Annotated in this window: 23 protein-coding genes; 19 read left to right on the forward strand and 4 right to left on the reverse strand. The window is 63.5% G+C overall.

Features of this window, described 5'->3' with window-relative positions; genetic code table 11:
* The first annotated feature begins 159 nt into the window (after nt 1–159).
* From HH800_RS26190 to HH800_RS26260, 15 genes are all read left to right on the forward strand, one after another.
* Complete coding sequence (locus HH800_RS26190) at nt 160–1389, forward strand: TolC family protein (protein ID WP_017502287.1); 1230 nt, start codon at nt 160–162, stop codon at nt 1387–1389.
* Entirely contained in the window at nt 1386–2879 is a 1494-nt protein-coding gene (locus tag HH800_RS26195) for an efflux RND transporter periplasmic adaptor subunit (RefSeq protein WP_017502288.1), read from the forward strand. Before HH800_RS26190 ends, HH800_RS26195 begins: the two co-directional genes overlap by 4 nt.
* A complete protein-coding gene (locus tag HH800_RS26200) occupies nt 2876–6016 on the forward strand; it encodes an efflux RND transporter permease subunit (RefSeq protein WP_017502289.1) in 3141 nt (1046 codons plus the stop codon). The genes HH800_RS26195 and HH800_RS26200 overlap by 4 nt, the downstream gene beginning before the upstream one ends.
* 11 nt (nt 6017–6027) lie before the next feature.
* Entirely contained in the window at nt 6028–6420 is a 393-nt protein-coding gene (locus HH800_RS26205) for a copper-binding protein (protein ID WP_169863479.1), read from the forward strand.
* 113 nt (nt 6421–6533) lie between these two features.
* Entirely contained in the window at nt 6534–6761 is a 228-nt protein-coding gene (locus HH800_RS29410) for a YgjV family protein (protein WP_063976084.1), read from the forward strand.
* On the forward strand, nt 6713–7120 hold the full coding sequence (locus HH800_RS29650; protein ID WP_009824019.1) for a YgjV family protein: 408 nt from the start codon (nt 6713–6715) through the stop codon (nt 7118–7120). The genes HH800_RS29410 and HH800_RS29650 overlap by 49 nt, the downstream gene beginning before the upstream one ends.
* A gap of 794 nt (nt 7121–7914) precedes the next feature.
* On the forward strand, nt 7915–8271 hold the full coding sequence (locus HH800_RS26220; RefSeq protein ID WP_004213015.1) for a hypothetical protein: 357 nt from the start codon (nt 7915–7917) through the stop codon (nt 8269–8271).
* A 138-nt stretch (nt 8272–8409) separates the two neighbouring features.
* Nucleotides 8410–8889: a heavy metal-responsive transcriptional regulator gene (locus tag HH800_RS26225; protein ID WP_004213016.1), complete on the forward strand. Its 480-nt coding sequence runs from the start codon at nt 8410–8412 to the stop codon at nt 8887–8889.
* A complete protein-coding gene (locus HH800_RS26230) occupies nt 8886–9107 on the forward strand; it encodes a hypothetical protein (RefSeq protein WP_004212658.1) in 222 nt (73 codons plus the stop codon). The genes HH800_RS26225 and HH800_RS26230 overlap by 4 nt, the downstream gene beginning before the upstream one ends.
* A gap of 60 nt (nt 9108–9167) precedes the next feature.
* Nucleotides 9168–9488: a hypothetical protein gene (locus HH800_RS26235; RefSeq protein WP_009824017.1), complete on the forward strand. Its 321-nt coding sequence runs from the start codon at nt 9168–9170 to the stop codon at nt 9486–9488.
* Between the two features lie 23 nt (nt 9489–9511).
* Nucleotides 9512–11422 (forward strand): 2Fe-2S iron-sulfur cluster-binding protein, encoded by a 1911-nt coding sequence (locus HH800_RS26240; RefSeq protein ID WP_004213019.1) that lies wholly within the window; start codon nt 9512–9514, stop codon nt 11420–11422.
* Entirely contained in the window at nt 11422–12150 is a 729-nt protein-coding gene (locus tag HH800_RS26245) for a hypothetical protein (RefSeq protein ID WP_017503491.1), read from the forward strand. Before HH800_RS26240 ends, HH800_RS26245 begins: the two co-directional genes overlap by 1 nt.
* Nucleotides 12147–12869: a cytochrome c3 family protein gene (locus HH800_RS26250; RefSeq protein WP_169863480.1), complete on the forward strand. Its 723-nt coding sequence runs from the start codon at nt 12147–12149 to the stop codon at nt 12867–12869. The genes HH800_RS26245 and HH800_RS26250 overlap by 4 nt, the downstream gene beginning before the upstream one ends.
* Nucleotides 12856–13299: a DUF1622 domain-containing protein gene (locus tag HH800_RS26255; protein ID WP_004212663.1), complete on the forward strand. Its 444-nt coding sequence runs from the start codon at nt 12856–12858 to the stop codon at nt 13297–13299. Before HH800_RS26250 ends, HH800_RS26255 begins: the two co-directional genes overlap by 14 nt.
* A 14-nt stretch (nt 13300–13313) precedes the next feature.
* On the forward strand, nt 13314–13754 hold the full coding sequence (locus HH800_RS26260) for a four-helix bundle copper-binding protein (protein WP_026109687.1): 441 nt from the start codon (nt 13314–13316) through the stop codon (nt 13752–13754).
* 146 nt (nt 13755–13900) lie between these two features.
* On the opposite strand, the gene HH800_RS26265 is transcribed toward HH800_RS26260, so the two are convergent.
* From HH800_RS26265 to HH800_RS26280, 4 genes are all read right to left on the reverse strand, one after another.
* Entirely contained in the window at nt 13901–14647 is a 747-nt protein-coding gene (locus tag HH800_RS26265) for an HAD-IIB family hydrolase (RefSeq protein WP_004213020.1), read from the reverse strand.
* The gene (locus tag HH800_RS26270) at nt 14644–14790 is read right to left on the reverse strand and encodes an HAD hydrolase family protein (protein WP_231729621.1); all 147 of its coding nucleotides are present in this window, start codon (nt 14788–14790) and stop codon (nt 14644–14646) included. The genes HH800_RS26265 and HH800_RS26270 overlap by 4 nt, the downstream gene beginning before the upstream one ends.
* A gap of 940 nt (nt 14791–15730) precedes the next feature.
* Nucleotides 15731–17197, reverse strand: a complete 1467-nt coding sequence (locus HH800_RS26275; protein ID WP_037522288.1) for a multicopper oxidase family protein — start codon at nt 17195–17197, stop codon at nt 15731–15733.
* Nucleotides 17198–17819: 622 nt separating this feature from the next.
* Nucleotides 17820–18041, reverse strand: coding sequence for a hypothetical protein (locus HH800_RS26280; RefSeq protein WP_169863481.1), 222 nt, complete (start codon nt 18039–18041; stop codon nt 17820–17822).
* 398 nt (nt 18042–18439) lie between these two features.
* Here HH800_RS26280 and HH800_RS26285 point away from each other — a divergent pair, with 398 nt between their 5' ends.
* From HH800_RS26285 to adhP, 4 genes are all read left to right on the forward strand, one after another.
* On the forward strand, nt 18440–18841 hold the full coding sequence (locus HH800_RS26285; protein ID WP_017501289.1) for a hypothetical protein: 402 nt from the start codon (nt 18440–18442) through the stop codon (nt 18839–18841).
* A 148-nt stretch (nt 18842–18989) separates the two neighbouring features.
* The gene (locus HH800_RS26290; RefSeq protein WP_017501290.1) at nt 18990–19319 is read left to right on the forward strand and encodes a hypothetical protein; all 330 of its coding nucleotides are present in this window, start codon (nt 18990–18992) and stop codon (nt 19317–19319) included.
* A 251-nt stretch (nt 19320–19570) separates the two neighbouring features.
* A complete protein-coding gene (locus HH800_RS26295) occupies nt 19571–21091 on the forward strand; it encodes an aldehyde dehydrogenase family protein (protein ID WP_017501291.1) in 1521 nt (506 codons plus the stop codon).
* Nucleotides 21092–21117: 26 nt separating this feature from the next.
* The gene (gene adhP, locus HH800_RS26300) at nt 21118–22143 is read left to right on the forward strand and encodes an alcohol dehydrogenase AdhP (protein ID WP_017501292.1); all 1026 of its coding nucleotides are present in this window, start codon (nt 21118–21120) and stop codon (nt 22141–22143) included.
* The last annotated feature ends 14 nt before the right edge of the window (nt 22144–22157 follow it).

Raw genomic sequence — 22157 nt, forward strand, 5'->3', positions numbered from 1 at the left:
TCGTCGGCTCCCTCGGCCGGCTAGGCACAGCCTCTGGCCGTGTAAGGTCGCATAGACGGCCAGGCCAGCAGTGGCGGCGGGATTGCCCCCATCCCGCCGCCACTGACATGCCTGCCAGAGTGCGCGACGCCGGCCTGATCCTCCGATCAGGAGTTTTCCATGCGATTGTTTGTTTGTCTGCCGCTGCTCGCGGCGATCCCCGGCGTTGCATTCGCTGGTCCCCTCACTTTCGACGCTGCGCTCCAGCGCGCGCGGCAGGAAGCGCCGTCGATCAAGGCCAAGGCGCTCGCCGCCGAGGCCGCTCGTTCCGCTCGTGGCGGCGCCGGATCGCTACCTGATCCGACTCTGGCCGTTGGGCTCGACAGTTTCCCGATCTCGGGGCCATTGGCGTTTGCTCCCGGGCAGGACAATTTCACGATGGCGCGGGTGGGCGTGTCCCAGGATATTCCCAACCTCGCCAAGCGCCGTGCGCAACGCGCCCGCGCTGACAGCGATATCAAGGCTGCAGATGCCGACACCGCATTTGAGGCGCGTTCGGTTGAGGTCGGCACTGCGCTTGCCTGGATCAACCTTGCCTATGCCGAGCGCCGGCTGACCGCGCTTGATGATCTTCTAGCCCGTCTGGAGCGCGTGGTGCGGACAACGCCCAGTGCCGTCGCGTCGGGCAATGCCCGGCCTGCGCAGACTCTTGCCGGCCGACAGGCTATCGCCTCATTAGAAGATCGTCGCAGCGAACTGGTCTCAAACATAGCGCGGGCACGGGCTGCTCTGACGCGATGGACGGGTGACCCGGCGCCTGAAATTGCCGGATCTATTCCCGACTTCCCTGTCGATGGGGCCGAACTGCGCGCTGGCCTGGATCGCCTTCCCACCATGGCAATGATCGACGCCCAGTCCGGTCAGGCAATGGCCGATGTGCGTATGGCCGATGCCAACCGCCGTTCCGACTTCGGGGTGAACCTTGCCTATCAACGCCGCGACCCTCGTTTTGGAGATTATGTGTCAGCCGGTGTGACGGTCAGTCTGCCCTTCTTTACCCGCAGTCGACAGAATGCGGGCATTGCGGCGGCCCAGGAGAATGCCGGACGCATCCTGGCCGAACGCGACGCGGCCCTGCGGGCGCTGGCCGCTGATCTCGAAACCGATCTTGCGGACCATATCATGCATCATGAACAGTGGCTGCGCGCGCGGGACACATTGCTGCCACTCGCCGAGCAGCGGGTGACGTTGGAGACGGCAAGCTACGGGGCAGGTCGCGCCAATCTTGTCGATATCGCGGATGCCTATGCGGCCCTTGCCGACGTCACCCTCAACACTCTCGACCGTGAAGCCCTTGTCGCTGCTGACGGTGTTCGACTGAACCTTACGTATCGGAGCGAATCGCAATGAGCCATTTCACAATCCCTCGGGGCGGCCTTTTCGGTGCCGCGGCGCTGCTCGCGGTCGCCGCTGGCGGGGTCGGTTTCACCATCTCTGAATGGAGAGGAGGATCACCCGACGCTACGGCCGCCAAACCGCCGGCACGCAAGATCCTCTATTGGTATGACCCGATGATCCCCGCTGAGCATCATGACGGTCCAGGCCTGTCGTCGATGGGAATGCAAACAATCCCGCGCTATGCGGATGAGGTGGGGGCAAGCGCGGCACAGCCGGGAATATCGATCGACCCGTCCGCCTCCCAGGCGCTCGGGATGCGAACGGTGGCTGTGCGGCGCGGCGAATTGGCGAGCAGTCTCACCGCCACCGGCACGATCGACTTCAACCAGCGCGACGTTGCGATCGTTCAGGCGCGTGCAGGCGGCTTCGTTTCCCGTGTCTATGGCCGCGCACCTGGTGATGTGATCGGTGCAGGCGCGCCGCTTGCCGATGTTCTGGTGCCGGAATGGGGCGGCGCACAGACCGAGTTTCTGGCGGTCCGCCGCACCGGCAACGCCGCTCTGATCCAGGCCGCGCGTCAACGGCTCATGCTGCTCGGCATGCCCTCCGGCACGATCGCATCGGTCGAGCAAACCGGACGACCGCATAATGTGATCACCATCTCCACGCCCACGGGCGGCGTGATCAAGACGTTGAACGTGCGGGGCGGCATGACCTTGATGGCAGGCCAGACGCTTGCCGAGGTCAACGGGCTCGGCACGGTCTGGTTGAATGCCGCCGTGCCGGAAGCGGTCGCCGGTCCCTTGAAGCCTGGACAAGCGGTGCGAGCCGCGCTTGCAGCCTTCCCCGGCGAAACCATCTCCGGGCGCGTTTCGGCGATCCTCCCCGAGACACAGGCCGACAGCCGCACACTCACCGTTCGGATCGAGCTGCCCAATCGCGGCGGGCGACTGCGTCCCGGCATGTTTGCGACCGTCTCGTTTGGCGGGAGCGCGCAGCCGGCGTTGCTGGTGCCGTCCGAAGCCCTGATCCGCACTGGCAAGCGCACGTTGGTCATGCTCGCGCTCGACAAGGGGCGCTACCGCCCTGCCGAGGTGCAAACTGGGAGGGAAGCTGGCGATGATACGGAGATTCTGGCGGGCCTGAGCGAAGGCGAAAAGATCGTCGCTTCGGGTCAGTTCCTGATCGATTCCGAAGCAAGCCTCTCGGGCGTGGAAGCACGGCCGATCGGTGCTGACATGCCAAAGAGTCCTGCCAAACCTATGCCGACCGGCGCAGTCTATGAGACCGTCGGTACGATCGAAAAGATCACCGCCCAGTCGGTGACGCTGAGCCATCAAGCCGTGCCAGCCATTGGCTGGCCAGCGATGACGATGACGTTTCAGCTCACAGACCCGAAAGTCGCGCGCGGCTTAAAGACGGGCGACCGGGTCCGGTTCGGGTTCGATCAACCACCGAGTGGACCAACCGTGCGACGCATGGCGAAGGTAATGGGCCAGTGATCGCCCATCTCATCCGCTGGTCAGTCAGAAACCGCTTCTTCGTCATGATCGGGGTGCTGACGCTGATCGGCGTGGGCGTCTGGGCGGTGCGATCGACCGCGATCGATGCGTTGCCCGATCTCTCGGACACGCAGGTGATCATCCGCACCTCCTATCCCGGGCAGGCGCCGCAGATCGTCGAGAACCAAGTCACTTATCCGCTCACCACCACAATGCTCTCTGTGCCCGGCGCAAAGACCGTCCGCGGCTATTCCTTCTTCGGCGACAGCTTTGTCTATGTGATCTTCGAGGACGGCACCGATCTCTATTGGGCGCGCAGCCGCGTGCTCGAATATCTCAACCAGGTACAAGGCCGGCTGCCGGCCAGCGCCCGCAGCGCGCTGGGGCCGGATGCGACCGGGGTGGGCTGGGTCTATGAATATGCGCTGGTCGATCGCACTGGCCGCCACGATCTCTCGCAGCTTCGCGGGCTTCAGGACTGGTTCCTGCGCTACGAGCTGAAAACGGTAACGGGGGTCGCAGAGGTCGCCAGCATTGGCGGCATGGTGAAGCAATATCAGGTGCTGCTCGATCCGGTGAAGCTCGCCGCCTACGGCGTGACCCACGCCCAGACGGTCGATGCCATTCAGAAGGCCAATCAGGAGAGCGGCGGCTCGGTACTGGAGATGGCCGAGGCCGAATATATGGTCCGTGTCTCCGGCTATCTGAAGACGCTCGACGATTTCCGCGCCATTCCCTTAAGGACCGCAGCCGGCGGTGTGCCGGTGCGACTGGGCGACGTTGCCACGATCCAGGCCGGCCCCGAGATGCGGCGCGGGATTGCCGAACTGAACGGTGAGGGCGAGGTCGCGGGCGGCGTTGTGATCCTGCGCTCGGGCAAGAATGCGCGCGAGACAATCGCGGCGGTCAAGGACAAGCTCGCAGAGCTCAAGAAGGGCCTGCCACCCGGCGTCGATGTGGTTACGGTCTATGATCGCTCGCAGCTCATCGACCGCGCCGTTGAGAATCTGACCCACAAGCTGGTCGAGGAATTCATAGTCGTTGCGATCGTCTGCGGGCTCTTCCTTTGGCATGTCCGTTCGGCGCTCGTTGCAATTCTCACGCTTCCGCTTGGTGTGCTGGCAGCCTTCGTCGTCATGCGTTTCCAGGGGGTCAATGCCAACATCATGTCGTTGGGCGGCATCGCGATCGCCATCGGCGCGATGGTCGATGCCGCGGTCGTCATGATCGAGAATGCCCATAAGAAAATCGAGCGATGGGAGGAGGATCACCCGGACGAACATCTCGAGGGGGATACCCGATGGACCGTCATCACCGAAGCGGCAGCCGAAGTTGGGCCAGCGCTGTTCTTCAGCCTTCTGATCATCACCCTGTCGTTCATTCCGGTGTTCACGCTGGAAGGACAGGAAGGACGGCTGTTCGCACCGCTCGCTTTCACCAAGACCTATGCGATGGCGTCGGCGGCGATCCTGTCGGTGACCCTGGTGCCGGTGCTCATGGGTTTGCTGATCCGGGGCAAGATTCCGCCCGAGCAGTCCAACCCGGTCAATCGCTGGCTGACGAACATCTACCGGCCCGCGCTCGACTGGACGATGCGGCGGCCAAGGACCGTACTGCTGATCGCGGCGCTCGCTTTTGCAACAACCGCCTGGCCGCTCACCCAGCTTGGCGGCGAGTTCATGCCGAAGATGGAGGAGGGTGATCTGCTCTACATGCCCTCGGCGCTGCCGGGTCTCTCGGCGGCGAAGGCGTCGGACCTGCTCCAGCAGACCGACCGCCTGATCAAGACCGTGCCCGAGGTCGAGAGCGTGTTCGGCAAGGCCGGCCGCGCCGAGACTGCCACCGATCCTGCGCCGCTTGAGATGTTCGAGACGACGATCCAGTTCAAACCTCGCGACCAATGGCGACCGGGCATGACTCCGGACAAGCTGGTCGAGGAGCTTGATCGAACGGTAAAACTGCCCGGCCTCGCCAATGTGTGGGTGCCGCCCATTCGCAACCGGATCGACATGCTGGCGACCGGCATCAAGAGCCCGATCGGGGTCAAGGTGTCGGGTGCTGACCTCGCTGAGCTCGACCGCATCGCGCACGATGTCGAGACAGTTGCGAAAACCGTGCCTGGGGTCAGTTCGGCGCTCGCAGAGCGCTTGACGGGCGGGCGCTATGTCGATGTCGATGTCGATCGGGCCGCTGCCGCCCGATTTGGGCTCAATATTACGGACGTGCAGCGGATCGTCTCTGGCGCGATCGGCGGCGAGACGATCGGCGAGACGGTCGAGGGGCTGGCACGGTATCCGATCAGCGTCCGCTATCCGCGGGAGCTACGCGACAGTCTTGACGGAATACGGATGCTGCCGGTCCTGACCCCGTCCGGACAGCAGATCACGCTCGGCACCATTGCGCGCGTCTCGATCGCTGAGGGGCCCCCGATGCTCAAGACCGAAAACGCCCGCCCATCGACCTGGGTCTATGTCGACGTGCGCGGACGCGACCTTGCGTCGGTCGTGAGTGACCTGCAGCATGCGATCGCAAGACAGGTGACGCTCTCGCCAGGGGTTAGCGTCGCCTATTCGGGACAGTTCGAATATCTCCAGCGTGCCGTTGCCAAATTGAAGCTCGTCGTGCCGGCGACGCTGCTGATCATCTTCGTGCTGCTCTACATGATCTTCGGGCGGTTCGATGAAGCAGCTTTGATCATGGGGACGTTGCCGTTCGCGCTCACCGGCGGCATCTGGATCCTCTATCTGCTCGGCTTCAACCAGTCGGTCGCCACCGGGGTAGGTTTCATCGCGCTCGCTGGCGTCTCCGCCGAATTCGGCGTCGTGATGCTGATCTACCTGAAGAACGCCTTGGAAGAGCGCACCGATCCGGATGTCGCCGAGGTCGAGACGGCAGTGCGCGAAGGCGCACTGCTCCGCGTTCGGCCCAAGGCGATGACGGTCGCCGTGATCCTCGCTGCCCTCTTGCCGATCCTGCTGGGATCGGGCGCCGGATCCGAAGTCATGAGCCGGATCGCCGCGCCGATGATAGGCGGCATGCTGACCGCGCCGCTGTTGTCGATGTTCGTCCTGCCTGCCGCCTATCTGCTGCTTCGGCGGCCGAAGATGAAGCCCAATGACCAACACGTTTCATTATAAAGGAGAAGACCATGAACTACGGACGACTGACCTTTGCCCTCGGCCTCGCGGCACTGACCGTCGCTTGCGGGAAAAAAGCCGAACCGCCCGTTGCGGTCGAGACCAACAAGACAGAACCCGCCGCCGCTATGAGCGGCAACATGGCAAATATGGCGATGGAGCCGTCGGCTGCCACTGCAATCAAGGTGAAGGGACACGGCACGGTCACCGCGATCGACAAGTCTGCGGGCACGATCACACTCGATCATGGCGCCATCCCCGAAGCCAAATGGCCGGCAATGACAATGGCGTTCAAGGCTGCCCCGGCGATCACAGATGCAGTGAAGGTTGGCGATAAGGTCGATTTTGACCTTATGTTGACGGGCAACGCCGGCGAGGTAACGGCGATCCAAAAGCAGCCGTAAATCCGCGCTACTACGGGCGTTCTTAAATCGTAATTAACCTTGTTCGTTCACGCTTGCACTATGAAGAAAGATAGAGCTGGGCGCGAAACGCAGGTCTTGAGCGAAACAACCGGGTGGCGGCAATCATGATTGCCACCGCGTTCGGCTGCGTCGCGCTTTTGTGCGTCATTAGCTGGCCGTTTTTCGACGACTATCGAACCGCGGTGAAAATCCAGAGCGCGGGTGCTGCCGCCTTCGCGCTCTATTTTTTGATGCTCGGCTCACCCACTGCGGCGATAGCGTGCCTCATTTCATGTTCGCAGCTCGCATTTCCGCGTCAGTGCGTGATCGCTATGTGGTGACGAGGCTTTACGGCGCTAGTCTGATTTTGATGGCTTTTCTGTCGGTTGTGACCTGGCACGGTCTCCCCTCAGCTCTGGCGTTCACGGGCAGTTCGTTGGGCAGCTTCGCACGGCTCCAAACCTCGACTACGCGGATGAAAGGCCTTTTTCTCGTAGGGGCCCCATTCTGGCTCGTCCACAATATGATGGTCGGAGCTTTGTTCGCCTTGGGCACTGATTTGGTATCCTTGGTCTCGAACCTCGCGAACCTGATGAAGTTCGTTGTCCGGAATCGAAATCCTTTGTTGTCGATCTCTGTTTGGAATACGCTGATCAGCACATTCATCCCGGCACCAACGCGTTTGAAGCGGACCGGATGACAGAGTTTCGCGCGACGATGGAATGAGGGTGGCTCCTTCCGGAAGTGAGCAAAACAGCGGATGGCGCCGCGCCGCAATTCGCGATTTCAACGAGGACGCCGAAGGCGTTCCGGATGTTGTTGATCGGGATCGATCCCGGGACCGGTCGCGCTACGCGTAGCCCCTGGCCGCCGCCTGACTTGGCTGGGGCCATGCCTAGATGCCATCAGTTCCGGTCGAGGTCGAAATGAAATTGTCAGCAGAGTGGGGCCTTTGCCAGGTCTGGTGGATTCCGGAAAGGCCGCCACAGTCTTTCGCTCCCGTTGATGATGGCGGGGCTTAGGGGTGCGGCAGGGAGCACTGGAGTAGGCTGGAAAGGCGCTTTCTCCGGAGCTGCAGGCACCGCCTGCTCCGCCTGCCCGGGTGGCATCTGTTGCGACCGAAATGGCAGCCCGCAAGGAATTGCTCGTGAGATACGAGGGAGATAGCGAAGCGTAAATTCGTCGGACGAACCTTCGACGACCTTCTTCTATCGCCAACGTAGCCGTTTTGCGCGGCCAGCTGGACGTAAAGCGCTTGTCCTCAGGGGTTAAGGCCTGGTTCCAGACTACGTTTCATAAACACGAAAGTCGTGCCCTGGATCGTTACGTACGAGTAAGCCCGGCCTTCAGACACCTTGCCCGAAAAACTTCGGCTGCGAACACTACGTATACCGAGCTTGGGCCCGGGACCATAGTCCTGTGGGCGAAGAAACAAAATCTTCCCCTCGAGAAATCGAGCAGCAGTTCTCAACGCTCACTCAAGGAGTCAAGATGATGATGAAGAAGTCCATCATGGTGGCGCTGGCCGGAATCTCGATGCTCGGCGCCTCTCCGCTATTCGCGCAAGGTATCGGCCACACCTGGTTCATGCGCGGTTCGATCGTCGACACGGGCAGCAACGGCACGGTCGTCTGCATCGGAAAGGCCGATGGCGCCGAGGTCGGCCAGAAGCTCGAGGTCTATCGCGTCGTGACCCATCCGGGTCCGTCCAAAGGCGTGGCGCCGACTTATCACCGCCAGCTCATCGGCCATGTGACGATCGATCATATCTTCGATGATCACTTCGCGCACGTGTCCGTCGCCGACGGTACGCCTGCCAAGCACGACATCGTCGAGCTTCGCAAGAACTGACGAGCCGGTGGCCCGCCGGCACAAGCTGCCCGGATGCGAGACGTCGGGGCAGCGGGCTGCCGGCGGCAACGGACCGTTCGGGGTCAAAGCGAACCGCTTGACCCTGGACACAACCGGCATGATGATCGAGCGGATGACATGGGCAATTTCAAGATCGGCGAACTGGCCGCCGCTGCGGGCGTGGGCCGCGACACGATCCGCTATTATGAGCGGATGGGTTTGCTGCGCGAACCCGCGCGCACGGCAGCGGGCTACAGGCTCTACGACGCGACCGACCTCGAGCGCGTCAATTTCATCCGCTCGGCGCAGGAGCTTGGTTTCACACTCGAACAGGCCCGGCAGCTGCTGGCGCTCAGGGCGTCGGACACCGCGCATGCCCAGGCCGTGCTCGATATCACGCTTGCCAAGATCGCGGACGCCGAAGCCCGGCTCGAGCGCCTGTCGGATATCCGCGACATGCTGCGGATGCTCGCCGACGAATGCCCGGGCGAAGTGCCCGTCTCCGATTGCCCGATCCTCGCCTTCCTGACGGCGCGGCGGAAAGACCAACAGCATAACAAGAAACATCAGGCAGCGCAGGACGAACGATCATCACTAGCGAAAGGGCTTTTGTCATGAAGAAAATGCGTTTGATCGCCGTCCTCACGCCGGCGCTGCTTCTAGGCGCCTGTGTAACCACGCGGCCGACCTCGGCGCAGGTCGAGAGTTGCCGGGCGATGGAGGGCAATATGGGTCTCCAGACGCCGCATGATCATGGCGAGATGAAGGGGCAGGGGCGCAACCCGATGAACCTCTCGCACGACCGGTGCCTTCAGATCCTGCGCAGCGCGCAATGAGCCGGTCCGGGCGCCATCCCCGGCGCCCGGGACCACAGTTTTCAAGCCAAGGAGCAAGCTATGATCGACCATGCGAAAAAAGCCCTTCCGCTTGTCGGCGGAAGCCTGTTGCTGGCGCTCGCGCTTTCGGGCTGCGACCGCCAGGCCGACCAGACGGTGCCGCCCGCGGCGAACAGCGTCGCCGCCACCCCGGTCCTGACCGACAGCGGCAACGCTGCAGACGCGGCGTCGATGGACGCGATGAGCAACCAGGCCGAGATGGAGCGGCATCACCGTCAGGCGATGGACCATGACGCGATGCGCGCCGGGGCCGGCAACCAGACCGCGCCGGCACCCGATCCCGCGCCGGGCAATTCGGCGATGCCGATGAAGGATATGTAAGCGCGCTGAAAAAGGGGATGAGGATGTCCAGGCGGATCAGCCTTCGACGCTTGAGCCTCGGCTGCGCAATCGCTCTCAGCCTGTCCGCGGGCGCGGGCGCGCAGGAGGGCGAGGATCATGCCGCGCATCATGGCGCAGGCATGCCGGCCGGCGGGGGCATGTCCGCACCGGCATCGTCGGGGTCGTCGGACATGGCGAAGATGATGAACCCCATGATGGATCGCATGATCAATGGGGAAGGGGAGAATGAGCACGGCCACGAATCGCGCCGGACCGGCTTCATCTCGCAACTGCTCGCCTTTCCCGCGCTCGACGAAGCGGCAAGGCAGCGGGTCGCTGCGCAGGCTGGCGAACGGGTAAGCACGGGCCTAGCGATGATCAACGCCGCCTCGGCCGACGGCGCGCGTGCAACCACGGTCTCGGCCCGGCTCGATGCGGCGCGCCGCCTGCGCGAGGGAACCGACCTGTTCCGGTCCGGCACCGCCGCGCAGGGCGCGATCGGCGGCTTGCAGCCGCCCCGGGAGGTCGGGCTTGCCTGGCTGCGCGATCAGCTCGACATCGACCAGGCCGCGCCCGGCCATGCCGACCACTGGTTCGGCATCTCGCCCTCACACCTCCTTCTCATGCTCTTCCTGGGGCTGGTGAGCGCCACGCTGATCGCGCTGCAGATCTTCCGCCTCCGGCGGATCGGGGCGATCGCCGGCGGTGTCGCCACCGCCAAGACCTCGGAAAAGCCGGAGCCGAAGGCTGTCCCGCCCGCTGCGAAGTTCGCGCCCGCACCTGCCCCCGTTGCCGGCAGCGCCGGGCTCGCCTCGAGCAATGCGGCCGCGCCCGCGGGAGCTTCGCTGCGCAAGCCCAAAAGCTGGGCGGGGCAGCTGCGCGTGGTCCAGATCGTGCGAGAGACGCCGAGCGTGCTGACCTTCCGGCTCGCGGACCCGGCCGCCGACCGGCTGCCGTTCGACTTCCTGCCGGGCCAGTTCCTGCAGGTCGAGGTAGAGCCCGAAGCGGGCAAGACCGCGCGCCGTTCCTACACGATCGCCTCTTCGCCGACCCAGCGGGCCTATGTCGAACTGACGGTCAAGCGCGAGGAGCAGGGCGTGGTCTCGCGATACCTGCACGACAAGGTCGTCGCCGACGATCTGCTGAAGGTCAGCGGACCGTTCGGCGCCTTCACCTTCACGGGAACGGATGCCCAGAGCATCGTGCTGATCGCGGGCGGGGTCGGCATCACCCCGATGATGTCGGTGCTGCGCTATCTCACCGACACCGCGTGGAAGGGTGATATCTTCTTCTTCTACGGCGCACGGTCGACCGAGGAATTCGTGTTCCGCGACGAGCTCGAACGGCTCGAACGCCGTTTTCCCAACCTCCATGTCGTCGCCGCGATGCAGCGCGCGCCCGGCACCGTCTGGATGGGCCCCGAAGGGCCGATCACCCGCGAGATGATCCTGGCCGCGGTGCCGGAGATCGCGAGCCGGCGGATCCATATGTGCGGCCCGCCGGCGATGATGGGCGCGATGCGCGGCGTGCTGGCGGAACTCGGCGTCCCCGAAGCGCAGCTGCACACCGAGGCGTTCGGTCCGGCCTCGCTGCCGGCCGACCACGAGGATCTCGAGGTCAAGCCCGCGCCCGCGCCAGCAGCTAAGCCGGCCCCGAGCGCCGAGGTGGCACCGAGCACGGTGACCTTCTCCGTGTCGGGGGTGTCGGCGGCTTTGCCCGCGGACGAGACCGTGCTCGAGGCGGCCGAGGGCGCGGGCGTCGAGATCCCCTATGCCTGCCGTGCGGGCACATGCGGCGCCTGCGTCGTCAAGCTGCTGCAAGGCGAGGTGACGATGGAGGTCGAGTCCGGCCTCGCGCCCGCCGACAAGGCGCAGGGCTATGTGCTCGCGTGCCAGGCGAAGGGCACGGGCACGCCGCTCGTGGTCGAAGCCTGATGCGCGAACGCAGCGACATCGCCGTCGGCCTGCTGGTCGCGTTCCTGCTGCTGTTCCCGTTCGGCTACCTCGTGCATGTGTCACCGCGCTTTCCGGGCAGCCTGGCCGGCGGGATCATCGGGATCGCAGCGCTCGTGCTGATGCTGCTGACGCTTCCCTATGTCGCGGCCAAGCATATCGCCTGGGTCGACAAGGCGCTCTCCCGGCTCGTCAGCAAGCCGACCCTGCTCGCCATCCACATCTATGCCGGCGTGCTGGCGCCGATCCTGGGTCTGGTCCACGCCGCGCACAAGCTCGAAAGCCCGGTCGGACTGCTTCTGACCATCCTTCTGCTGATGACGGTCATCACCGGCTTCATCGGCCGCTACCTGCTTGCCCAGCTTGGTCGGGCGCTGCGCGGACGCAGGTCGGAACTGGCTTCGCTTCGCGCCGCCTTCCTCGAGGAGCCGGCCGCGCCGACGCAGGCCGATACCGCAGCCGCGCCGCTGTCGGGCTGGAGGCGCTATCTGTTCGTCGCCGGGGATGCGCCCGCGGGCCAGCACCCCCAGGACAAGGCGGGGATCGCCGCGGCGCTGGCCGATACCGAATTCGCGATCCGCGCCGAAGAGGCGACCAACACCCTGTTCGCGCGATGGCGGTTCCTGCACATCCTGCTGGGCTGTCTCATCTTCGCGCTGCTCGCGCTCCACGTCGGCGCGGCGATCTATTACGGGCTGCGCTGGCTATGAGCTGGCAGCGTCTTTCCTACGCCGTCTTCATCGCGGCCCTGCTGGTGATGGTCGCCGCGGTCGCGATCCGGATGCGATCGGACGCGCCGAGGGATGCCGGCCTGGTGGCGCAGCTCGTAGCGCCCGGCCCGCTCTCGAGCGCCCACCAGTCCTTCGCCGGCCAATGCACGGCCTGCCACACGCCGGGCAAGGGCGTCGAAACCCGGACCTGTCTCACCTGCCATGCGGGCACGGATTTCGGGACGAAGCAGTCGACGCAGTTCCACGCGAAAGCGACGCAGTGCACCTCCTGCCACGTCGAACATGAGGGAGAGCGCGGCATCATCCGCATGGATCACGCCGCCTTGCTCGACATGGCAAAGTGGCGGCAGCCTTTGGCGGGCATGTCGACAAACACTCGAAGCCTGACCCCCGAGACCGCGCTCAATTGCGCGAGCTGCCATGCGTTCCGCGATCCGCACCAGGGCCTGTTCGGCACCGACTGCGCGAGCTGTCACAAGACCGACAGCTGGAAGATCGCCAATTACCGCCATCCATCGGTCAATTCGACGCAGTGCGCCGAGTGCCACAAGGCGCCGCCCAGTCACTTCATGGAGCATTTCAGCATGGTCTCGCAGCGCGCAGCCCGGTCGAAGGCGCGCGTCGACCAATGCTATGCCTGTCACGCTACCGACAGCTTCAACAATATCCGCAAGCGAGGCTGGTATGATCACCATTGAGGCCGACTGGCTGAGCGCCTTCTTCCGGCTCGCGGTGATCGGCCTGGAACTGGCGGGCACGCTGACCATCCTGGTCGGCGCGGGGCTCGCAACCTTTCTGTTTGCGCGGCGGGCGAGGGCGGGCGACCGAACCGAGGCCTATAGCGCGTTCCGATCGGCGCTCGGCCGCAGCATCCTGCTCGGCCTGGAATTTCTGGTCGCCGGCGACATCGTCAAGTCGCTGGTGATCAACCCGACGCTCGACGATCTCATCGTGCTGGCCGGGCTTGTGCTGGTGCGGACCTTCCTGAGCATCTCGCTCGGGGTCGAGATCAACGGCCACTGGCCCTGGGAGGAAACGCGGATGGCGCGGGAGAAGGCGCGTGCGGCGTCGGATGGGTCGCCGGCTACGGCTGAGGCCGCCGGATGCGGCACAGCGCTCAAGCGATAGCAGATGGAAGGCGCATCATGATCGAGAGACGCGAATTGCTGATGGCGGGCGCCGGCCTTGCCGCCGCCGGAACGCTGGCTGCGCCGGCGGCGGCGCAGCAGCATCGAATGGAAGGGATGGCGATGTCGATGACGGACTGCATCGACGATTGCGTGGCGTCTCACCGCATGTGCCTGGAAACCGCCGCCTGGCTGACGAAGCAAGGCGGCGCGTCAGCCACGGCGTCGCTGATCGCCATGCTGAACGACTGTGCGGAACTGTGCCAGGCGACCGCCAACTCGATGCTGCGCGAATCCCCGCTCCATACCATCCTGTGTCGCGCCTGCGCTGACGCCTGCGAACGATGTGCGCGGGAATGCCTGAGCCACGTCGTGGACGAGCGGATGAAGCGTTGCTCGGCTACCTGCAAGGACTGCGCCGCCAGCTGTCGGATGATGGCGGACATGGCGAGCTGAGTTTCCTCGAACGCGCCCAGGCGTAGTGAGGTCAAGCAGCTCCAGCACCATTGAAGCGATCCGTCGGCTCTACAATGTGGGACCGCTGCGAAGCTGGGTCGTATGGGTGCGAAAGCGGGACTGGTTAAGGATCGGCGGTAGCGCTTCTAGACCAGCCAGGCAGCGATCGCGCCAACCACCGACTTGGTTTCGGCAACGTCGCGGACTCGCACGGTATCCAGCCCGAGATGCTTGGCCGGATAATCATTTCCGCCCGGGAAGATCGCGTCACCGAAGAAGATCATCTCGTCGAGTGCGACGCCGGTCTGCTCGGAAAGGCGCTTAAGGCCATAGGCCTTGTCTATCCCTTCGCGGGTGATGTCGATCGATGTCGCCCCGCCGATATTGATGGCAAAGCCTGGCAGCAACGGCTGGAGCAGGGCCTGCAATTTCTTGCGCTTGGCGTGATCGGGATCCCACGTGTCCTTGGCCTCGAGCGGCGCCTGCTGACCGAGCGCGGAGAATGTGATCTGGCTGCCGCGATCCTCGATCTGCTCGCCCCAGATGTTCTCGTTTGCATAGCCCGCCTGCTCGACCGCCTTGGTCAGTGCTTCGCGGATGCGCTGGCTTTCGTCGCCGGTGAACAGATCGGCATAGATACGCGTCCATTGGCCGTCGGCGTGACGATATAGCTTGGTGCCCGTGGTCGGCTGGATGATAAAATTGTCGAGCCGCGCACGGGCGGGCATGCGCGACACCACCTGTTTCTCGAATTGCGGCCAGTCGCCTCCGGAGATGATCGCTACCATCGTCACGTCGAGCAGGCGGGTAAGCAGATCCGCCATTTCATCGTCGAGCGGCTGCTTGTTGAGCGCGAGCGTTCCATCGAGGTCGAAAGCGGCCAGTCGCTTCATGATGATCCTCCCACAAGCGGCAGCAGAAATGCGTCGATGGCATCGGCGATGCCATCTTTGTCGTCGCTGGTTGAAATGTAGTGCGCTGCGCTACGGATCTCCTCAGGCGCCTTGCCCATGGCGATCGATAGGCCGGTGCGCACGAGCAAAGGGCAGGTCATTGGGCATGTGGCCGAGCGCCCGCGCCAGGGCATCGACGCCAGCTCGCTTGTTGGCATAGGGCCACCTTTTCCTCGTCCGGAAGCGAACTCGTCGCCCCCGTTACCGCTCATGTGGTTGCTCGCTTGCACTGCGCATGAGCCGATCACCGTCATCCCAAGTTCTGCGCCGGCTGCCTTGTCCTGGGCGATCTGCGATCAGATGCCATCGCAGGCGTCCCTTCTGTCTAGCGACAAATACGCATTACCACCGGCAGATGGTCTGCATAGTCTGCCAAGGGCAACCAACGAAGCTCTCAGCGGAGTGAGTGTGGATCGGAAGGGAATAGTATGACGATCGCGCTTAACGGGTTATATCGATGCCGGCTGCTCACTTTCACACGGTGGTCGTGTTCCATCTGGGCGATTTTCGCCGCGCTCACTGTGCCAACGCTACCTTCGCCGGCCAGGGTCGTTCCCGCAGGGGAAGATACCTCGACCACCAAGCTCGCGGGTGTCTGGTCATTTGATGGCCGATCCGGCTGTAAGTCGGGGATGGCCTGGGTTCTTAATCGCAACGGATCTTACAGCGAAATCCGATTGCCTGACCAGACGCCGCTTGGCGGAGGAAAGTGGTATGAACGCGGCGATACCATCTTTTACTCATTGCCGCGAGTACTGACAGCGGCCGCGGGACGGCCCGACAAGCGTATGGTCATTATAGAGCGCGGCCCGCGGCGCCTGGTGGCCGTGACTAACCGCAGGGTTCGTCATGTGATGCACAAGTGTCCGGGATGATCGAATGCCTTCGATCGAGATGTGCGAAACGTTCTGGCCCAAGCCCGAAAAGGGAACAAAAACGAGAGTGGAGTTCGAAGTCACACGTCGAGCATTGCCCCCTTATTGGCAGATGCAGGATCGGATTTCGCTTCTTGAGTTGTTCCCACTACGTCACGGAAAACTGACCCATCATGCCTTCGTCCTCGTGCTCCAGGATATGGCAATGGAACAGGAAGGGCGCTTTTGAAGCAGGCTGGTCGAAGCGGATTAATAATTCGACCGGTTCGTCCACGACGATGGTGTCACGTGGCCCCTGATCAAGAAGATCTGGCTCCTCGCCATCGCGACTTAGCACGTCGAAGTGCACTCCATGAATGTGGAAGGGATGGGCCATTTTCTGCCCGGAGACTTTCCATATCTCGACGGCGCCAAGCTCGACCTCCTCATCGATTCGATCCATATCGAATCGCCTGTGGTTGATCGTTAGCGGCTCTTCGTCGCTATCCATCATGCCTCCCAGCCTCATGTTGAGCACCAGACGTCGCCGTGCGACGACCGTAGCCGGATCTGGCACCGCGCGGGACGCCAGGAGGAGGGGAAGCGTGGTGCTACCTCGCTTACTCGATGCCAAGCGCGGTGAGAATGTGAGGACAGTTTCATTGCCTGCGTTGTTTTCGCTAGCCTCGTGCCGATGCATCATGCTCATGCCATGCATCCTCAGGGTGCTTTGGTCTGGAGCCGAGACCAACGAGACCGGTCTGCCATCGCTGAAGTCCACCAAAATCTCAGCCCGCTGACCGGAGGCCAGAGGGAGGGACTGCAATTCAACGGACTTTTCCAAAAGGCCGCCCTCGGTGCCGATCCAATAAAAGGCTCGTCCGTCGCTGAACGAAAGATCGTAAGTCCGGGCATTCGAACCATTTACAAGCCGCAGCCGCACTAAGCTTCTGGGAACGTCTGCTCGCGGGTTGTACGCGCCGTTTACGAGAATAACGTTGCCCCGCCTCCCGTCCAGCGCCACCATCATGCCCGCCGGTAACACCAGACGGCCATCCACGAACTGCCGATCCTGGATCAAGATTGGTAGATCGTCGACGCCATAATCCGAAGGCAAACCGAGACCTTGCTCTTCCTCGTCGGTGACGAAGAGCAATCCCGCTAGGCCTGCATAGACCTGCTCCGCCGTTTGGCCATGTGCATGCGAATGATAAAAGAGAGTGGCCGCCGGCTGACGGATCGGCAGCGTCGGACGCCAAGTCTCGCCTGGACTAATGGTCTGGTGGGGGCTGCCGTCCAGCTCTCCCGGTACGAGCAGCCCGTGCCAGTGAACCGTGGTATCAGCAGACAGATTGTTGCTGACTGTCACCGTCACGTCGTCCCCGCGATGTACCCGCAGAGTCGGGCCGAGATAGCTGCCGTTGTATCCCATGGTGGCGCTCCGCCGCCCTGGGAAGAAAGTGGTTTCCCCTTCCTGCGCCCTCAGTCCAATTCTCTGCCCATGGTCGCGTGCATCTAACAGGCGAGGAATGGGCAGCGTGCCTGCTTGGTCCGGCGTCGCAAATCTGCGCGTGCATGCCGCCCCCAGCAGGAGGCCTCCGCCCGCCAAGAGAGTTCGCCGATTCAGAAAAGTCATTTCGAAGCCCCTCCTGAGCAATCGTGAAACTGACGCAAGCGCGCTTTTCTCGATCCCGATGAGATCCACCGAGGCGAAGCGCCGCTCTTCCCTTAAAGGGCGCGCGGGAGGGCAATATCCGTAATACCCGAACCGATCGCTTTTGTGCCCGCCCCCTCTGGGAAGACAAAATTGCCCTTCTAAGCTGGTCGCGGCCCTCGCCAGTTGATCAATCATCAGCCAGGCGAGCGTTCAATCACTGCGGCACCGATCCGAGCGAGCGTCTATTCCGACAATTTAGCCTGGGCCAGTCCGAGTGGCTGGTTCGGCGGTGGGCCTTGCCACGATCGCGCCGAAGCAAAAGCGGCGTGCGATTTACGTTTCGCTGTTCGCCACTGCAGCAGGCGGCGTCGCTTTCCAGTGCTCGGGCTAGGCGGAGGCTTTGATGGCCGCCGTCTTCGGTCATCCGCGCCCAGCTTTTGCTAGCAGCCGAACTAAAGCGGACATTGCAGGCTGACCGCCAGCTTCGCAAATTACGTATACTGCCGCCTCCAGGCCGACACCATCTCAACGGCAAGCTCCCTGGGGAGCGAGAATCGACCGGGCATGTGTCCGGTCGAACTGAAACTCAGACTTGAAGGAATCATATTTGCGCAAGAAAGCAGCGATTATCGCGTCGCTCGCAGCCTTTGGCGTCCTTGCCGTCGGCGCCGGGCCAGTTCTCGCCGATGGGATGCCGCCGGGCATGCCGGACCTTGAGCAGACGCTCAAGGCGAAGCCGGCGCCGGCTCGGTCCGAGACGGCCCAGATGCAAGGAATGCGACACCGCGAAGTGCGGATGCACGGTGAGATGATGCAGGACCATCGGATCGCTATGCGGGAGATGGGAACCCAGGACGGAGCCTCCCGCATGTTGCGTAGGTCGCGGGGCGGTTGCTGACCCTGCACTTAAGCCAGCTCCGATCACGAGGCGGGGTGGCCAACGACCGTGGCCTGGTTCAACTGCAGCTTTGGCCCGCCGTTCTCCCACGGCGGGCCAATTGGTTTTTGCACTTCGCTGTCGGCCGCCATCAAGCGGGATCATGAATTCGCTTGACCTTGGACCATGGTCCACCCCGCACGATCCCGCGCATGCTAGTCGCGATCCAAAGCGGATTCGTAAGTTACGTATACAGACTGCGTCTCGCTAGCAGCATTGAAGCTTCGGAATTGCCGGGATCGGAACGTCGATCGGGCAACAGGACGAACACTCGGAGACCCTCAATGCGACAGACGACACTTCTAGCGGCGACCGTCAGCCTCTTCGCGACGCTAACCTTCGCCGCCGGCACCGCTCTCGCCCAGTCGACGCCCGCGCCCGCACAGACTGCGCCGGCCCATGCCCACCAGCAGGGCATGGATCATGGCGGGCAGCAGATGCACGATCAGATGATGAAGGATCATCAGGCCGGCGCGCAGAAGCAGCAGGGGCAACCGGCCCAGCAGGATCAACAGGGCATGTCGGGGATGGCCGGCATGTCCGGCGGGTCGCCTGCATCGAACGGCTCGGGCATGGCCGGTAAGGCGAAGAGTGGCTGCTGCAAGATGCCGATGAAGAAGGCCAAGCCGGCCGCGAAGAAGAAGACCGCCAAGCCCATGGCCGACAAGCCGATGAGCGACATGTGAAGTTTCCAGCCCCGATAAAACACCCCCCGGGGCTGAGGGCCCGCCGCCGCCCCCGCGGCGGGCCAGTTCTTTGACGATGCCCAGCGTCGCCCGTGCTCCCGGCCTTCAAAACCGGGTCCGAGCGTCTGACGTGACAGAGGAAACAGCGATGCGAAATCATCTTGGCGTCGGTGCTGCTATTGGCTTTCTGTTCTTTGGCAGCACGCCGCTCCTCGCACAGGGTATCGGCCATAGCTTGTTCATGCGCGGCAAGATCGTCCGTATGGATGCGGGCGGCACAGTGGCCTGCCTGGGCAAGGCCGATGGCGCGCACATCGGGCAGATACTCGAAGTCTATCACGCAACGCCGCGACACCGCCGCCTTGTCGGTCATGTCGAAGTCGACCAGATTTTCGACGACCATTACGCTCATTTTCGCGTGAGGGACGGGACGCTTCAGAAAGGCGATTGGGTGAGCCTAAAGCGCGTCCGGGCGTAACGCCAGAATTGGAATGCCAAGCGCCGCCCTCCCCAAAAGAAGAATCAGCCGAGTAGCGTGTCTCGGCATAATTCCGATCATGCGTGCGCGAATAGGTTCGGGAGTCGATGAATACTCATCGGCTCCGTTGGCGTGTCTGACCCTCAAAGACCGCGACACCGATACCAAACTACCTTCTGCGGAACTTACTTATAGGCCGCCCGGGCAAAGAGATTACTCCGTCAGGCCATCGATAGAGATGGAGTCAGGTTATGTTCGAGAAGGCGATCGGGACCATCAATGCGGCGGCCTCCTTCCGACACCGCTATGATAATTTCATCGGTGGTCGATGGAACGCTCCTGCGAGCGGCGAGTATTTCGCCGACAAGAGCCCGATCAATGGTGCCCAGATCGCAGAGTTCGCGCTGTCGACGCCGGAAGATGTCGAGCGCGCGCTCGATGCGGCGCACGCCGCCAAGGATCAATGGGCAAGAATCGCCCCCGCCGAGCGCGCCAGGATTCTCAATCGCGTCGCCGACCGGCTCGAGGATAATCTGGAGCTGCTGGCGCTTGCCGAGACGATCGACAATGGCAAGCCGATCCGCGAGACGCGTGCTGCCGACGTTCCGCTTGCGATCGACCATTTCCGCTACTTCGCCGGCTGCATCCGGGCGGAGGAAGGCGGCATCTCGACGATCGATGCGGACACCATCGCCTATCATTTCCGCGAGCCGCTCGGCGTCGTCGGCCAGATCATCCCGTGGAACTTCCCGCTGCTGATGGCGGCGTGGAAGATCGCGCCGGCGCTGGCGGCCGGCAACTGCACCGTCATCAAACCCGCATCCCAGACGCCGCTCACCTTGCTGATGTTCGCCGAGCTCACCGCCGACATCCTGCCGCCCGGCGTGCTCAATGTCGTCACCGGCCCGGGACGGACCGTTGGCCAGGCGATCGCCGCCAATCCGCGCATCGCCAAGGTCTCGTTCACCGGCGAGACCGTCACCGGCAAGCAGATCATGCACGCCGCGGCGGACCATCTGATCCCCCAGACGATGGAGCTTGGCGGCAAGTCGCCCAACATCTTCATGGCGGACGTGCTCGACGAGGACGATGCCTTCTTCGACAAGGCGCTCGAAGGCTTTACTTTGTTCGCCTTCAACAAGGGCGAGGTCTGTACCTGCCCGTCGCGCGCCCTGATCCATGAGTCGATCTTCGACCGCTTCATCGAGCGCGCCGTGGCGCGCGTCGCCGCGATCCGCCAGGGCGATCCGCTCGACCCGTCGGTCCAGGTCGGCGCGCAGGCGTCGGAGGACCAGCTCCACAAGATCCTGGGCTATATCGATATCGGCAAGGCCGAGGGCGCGCAGTGTCTGGTCGGTGGCGCCAGGGCGCTGCCGGGCGGTGCGCTCGACCAGGGCTATTTCGTGCAGCCGACCGTGTTCGTGGGTCAGAACCACATGCGCATCTTCCAGGAGGAGATCTTCGGTCCCGTCCTGTCGGTCACCACGTTCAAGACGGTCGAGGAGGCGATCGCACTTGCCAATGACACCGCCTACGGTCTTGGCGCGGGCGTCTGGACCCGGAGCGGCAACACCGCCTACCGGCTCGGCCGCGCGATCGAGGCCGGGCGGGTCTGGACCAACTGCTATCATCAGTACCCCGCCCATGCCGCCTTCGGCGGATACAAGGCATCGGGCTTCGGGCGTGAAAACCACCGGATGATGCTCGATCATTATCAGCAGACCAAGAATCTGCTCGTCTCCTATGACGAGCACGCGCTCGGCCTATTCTGACCCCCCGCTTAAAAGGAGAAACGGACATGGCGAAAACCATGAAGGCGGCGGTCGTCCGCGAATTTGGCAAGCCCCTGGTCATCGAGGACGCGCCGATCCCGACGGTCGGCCCCGGGCAGGTCCTGGTCAAGATTGCGGCAACCGGCGTGTGCCATACCGACCTGCACGCGGCAGAAGGGGACTGGCCGGTCAAGCCCAACCCGCCCTTCATTCCCGGCCATGAGGGCGTCGGGCATGTCGCCGCCGTTGGTGCCGGCGTCACCCATGTGAAGGAAGGCGACCGGGTCGGTGTGCCCTGGCTCTACACCGCCTGCGGGCACTGCGTGCATTGCCTGGGTGGCTGGGAGACGCTTTGCCACGAACAGCAGAACACCGGCTATTCGGTCAATGGCAGCTTTGCCGAATATGTCCTCGCCGATCCCAACTATGTTGGTCACCTTCCCGACAATGTCGACTTCCTCGACATTGCGCCGATCCTCTGCGCGGGCGTCACCGTCTACAAGGGACTGAAGGCCACCGAGGCCCGGCCCGGCGAGTGGGTGGTCGTCTCCGGGATTGGCGGGCTCGGCCACATGGCGGTGCAATATGCCCGAGCCATGGGTCTCAATGTGGCCGCGGTCGACATCGACGATAGCAAGCTCGACCTCGCTACACGCCTTGGCGCCACACTGACGGTCAACGCGCGCAGCGAGGACCCTTCGGCAGCGCTCAAGAAAGCCATTGGCGGCGCGCACGGGGCGCTGGTGACCGCTGTTTCGCCCAAGGCGTTCCAGCAGGCGCTCGGCATGGTCCGGCGCGGCGGCACGGTCGCGCTCAATGGCCTGCCCCCGGGCGACTTCCCGTTGTCGATCTTCGACACCGTGCTGAACGGCATTACCGTGCGCGGCTCGATCGTCGGCACGCGGCTCGATCTGCTCGAGGCACTCGCTTTTGCCGGCGAGGGCAAGGTCAAGGCCACGGTCCATGCGGACAGGCTCGAGAACATCAACGACGTCTTCTCCCGCATGCATCATGGCGACATCGAGGGCCGGATCGTCCTCGACCTCGCCTGAACCCGACTTCGCGA

Source organism: Sphingobium yanoikuyae, assembly GCF_013001025.1.
GTDB classification, from domain to species: Bacteria; Pseudomonadota; Alphaproteobacteria; order Sphingomonadales; family Sphingomonadaceae; genus Sphingobium; species Sphingobium yanoikuyae_A.

Bases quoted from the DNA above. Each gene is read 5' to 3' on its own strand.
- HH800_RS26285 (WP_017501289.1), top strand. From the start codon at position 18,440: ATGCGACAGACGACACTTCTAGCGGCGACCGTCAGCCTCTTCGCGACG.
- HH800_RS26290 (WP_017501290.1), top strand. From the start codon at position 18,990: ATGCGAAATCATCTTGGCGTCGGTGCTGCTATTGGCTTTCTGTTCTTT.
- HH800_RS26255 (WP_004212663.1), top strand. From the start codon at position 12,856: ATGATCACCATTGAGGCCGACTGGCTGAGCGCCTTCTTCCGGCTCGCG.
- HH800_RS26280 (WP_169863481.1), bottom strand. From the start codon at position 18,041: ATGGTCCTGCATCATCTCACCGTGCATCCGCACTTCGCGGTGTCGCAT.
- HH800_RS26230 (WP_004212658.1), top strand. From the start codon at position 8,886: ATGAAGAAAATGCGTTTGATCGCCGTCCTCACGCCGGCGCTGCTTCTA.
- HH800_RS26225 (WP_004213016.1), top strand. From the start codon at position 8,410: ATGGGCAATTTCAAGATCGGCGAACTGGCCGCCGCTGCGGGCGTGGGC.
- HH800_RS26240 (WP_004213019.1), top strand. From the start codon at position 9,512: ATGTCCAGGCGGATCAGCCTTCGACGCTTGAGCCTCGGCTGCGCAATC.
- HH800_RS26220 (WP_004213015.1), top strand. From the start codon at position 7,915: ATGATGAAGAAGTCCATCATGGTGGCGCTGGCCGGAATCTCGATGCTC.
- HH800_RS26275 (WP_037522288.1), bottom strand. From the start codon at position 17,197: ATGACTTTTCTGAATCGGCGAACTCTCTTGGCGGGCGGAGGCCTCCTG.
- adhP (WP_017501292.1), top strand. From the start codon at position 21,118: ATGGCGAAAACCATGAAGGCGGCGGTCGTCCGCGAATTTGGCAAGCCC.
- HH800_RS26190 (WP_017502287.1), top strand. From the start codon at position 160: ATGCGATTGTTTGTTTGTCTGCCGCTGCTCGCGGCGATCCCCGGCGTT.
- HH800_RS26295 (WP_017501291.1), top strand. From the start codon at position 19,571: ATGTTCGAGAAGGCGATCGGGACCATCAATGCGGCGGCCTCCTTCCGA.
- HH800_RS29650 (WP_009824019.1), top strand. From the start codon at position 6,713: ATGTTCGCAGCTCGCATTTCCGCGTCAGTGCGTGATCGCTATGTGGTG.
- HH800_RS26195 (WP_017502288.1), top strand. From the start codon at position 1,386: ATGAGCCATTTCACAATCCCTCGGGGCGGCCTTTTCGGTGCCGCGGCG.
- HH800_RS26235 (WP_009824017.1), top strand. From the start codon at position 9,168: ATGATCGACCATGCGAAAAAAGCCCTTCCGCTTGTCGGCGGAAGCCTG.
- HH800_RS26245 (WP_017503491.1), top strand. From the start codon at position 11,422: ATGCGCGAACGCAGCGACATCGCCGTCGGCCTGCTGGTCGCGTTCCTG.
- HH800_RS26205 (WP_169863479.1), top strand. From the start codon at position 6,028: ATGAACTACGGACGACTGACCTTTGCCCTCGGCCTCGCGGCACTGACC.
- HH800_RS26250 (WP_169863480.1), top strand. From the start codon at position 12,147: ATGAGCTGGCAGCGTCTTTCCTACGCCGTCTTCATCGCGGCCCTGCTG.
- HH800_RS26265 (WP_004213020.1), bottom strand. From the start codon at position 14,647: ATGAAGCGACTGGCCGCTTTCGACCTCGATGGAACGCTCGCGCTCAAC.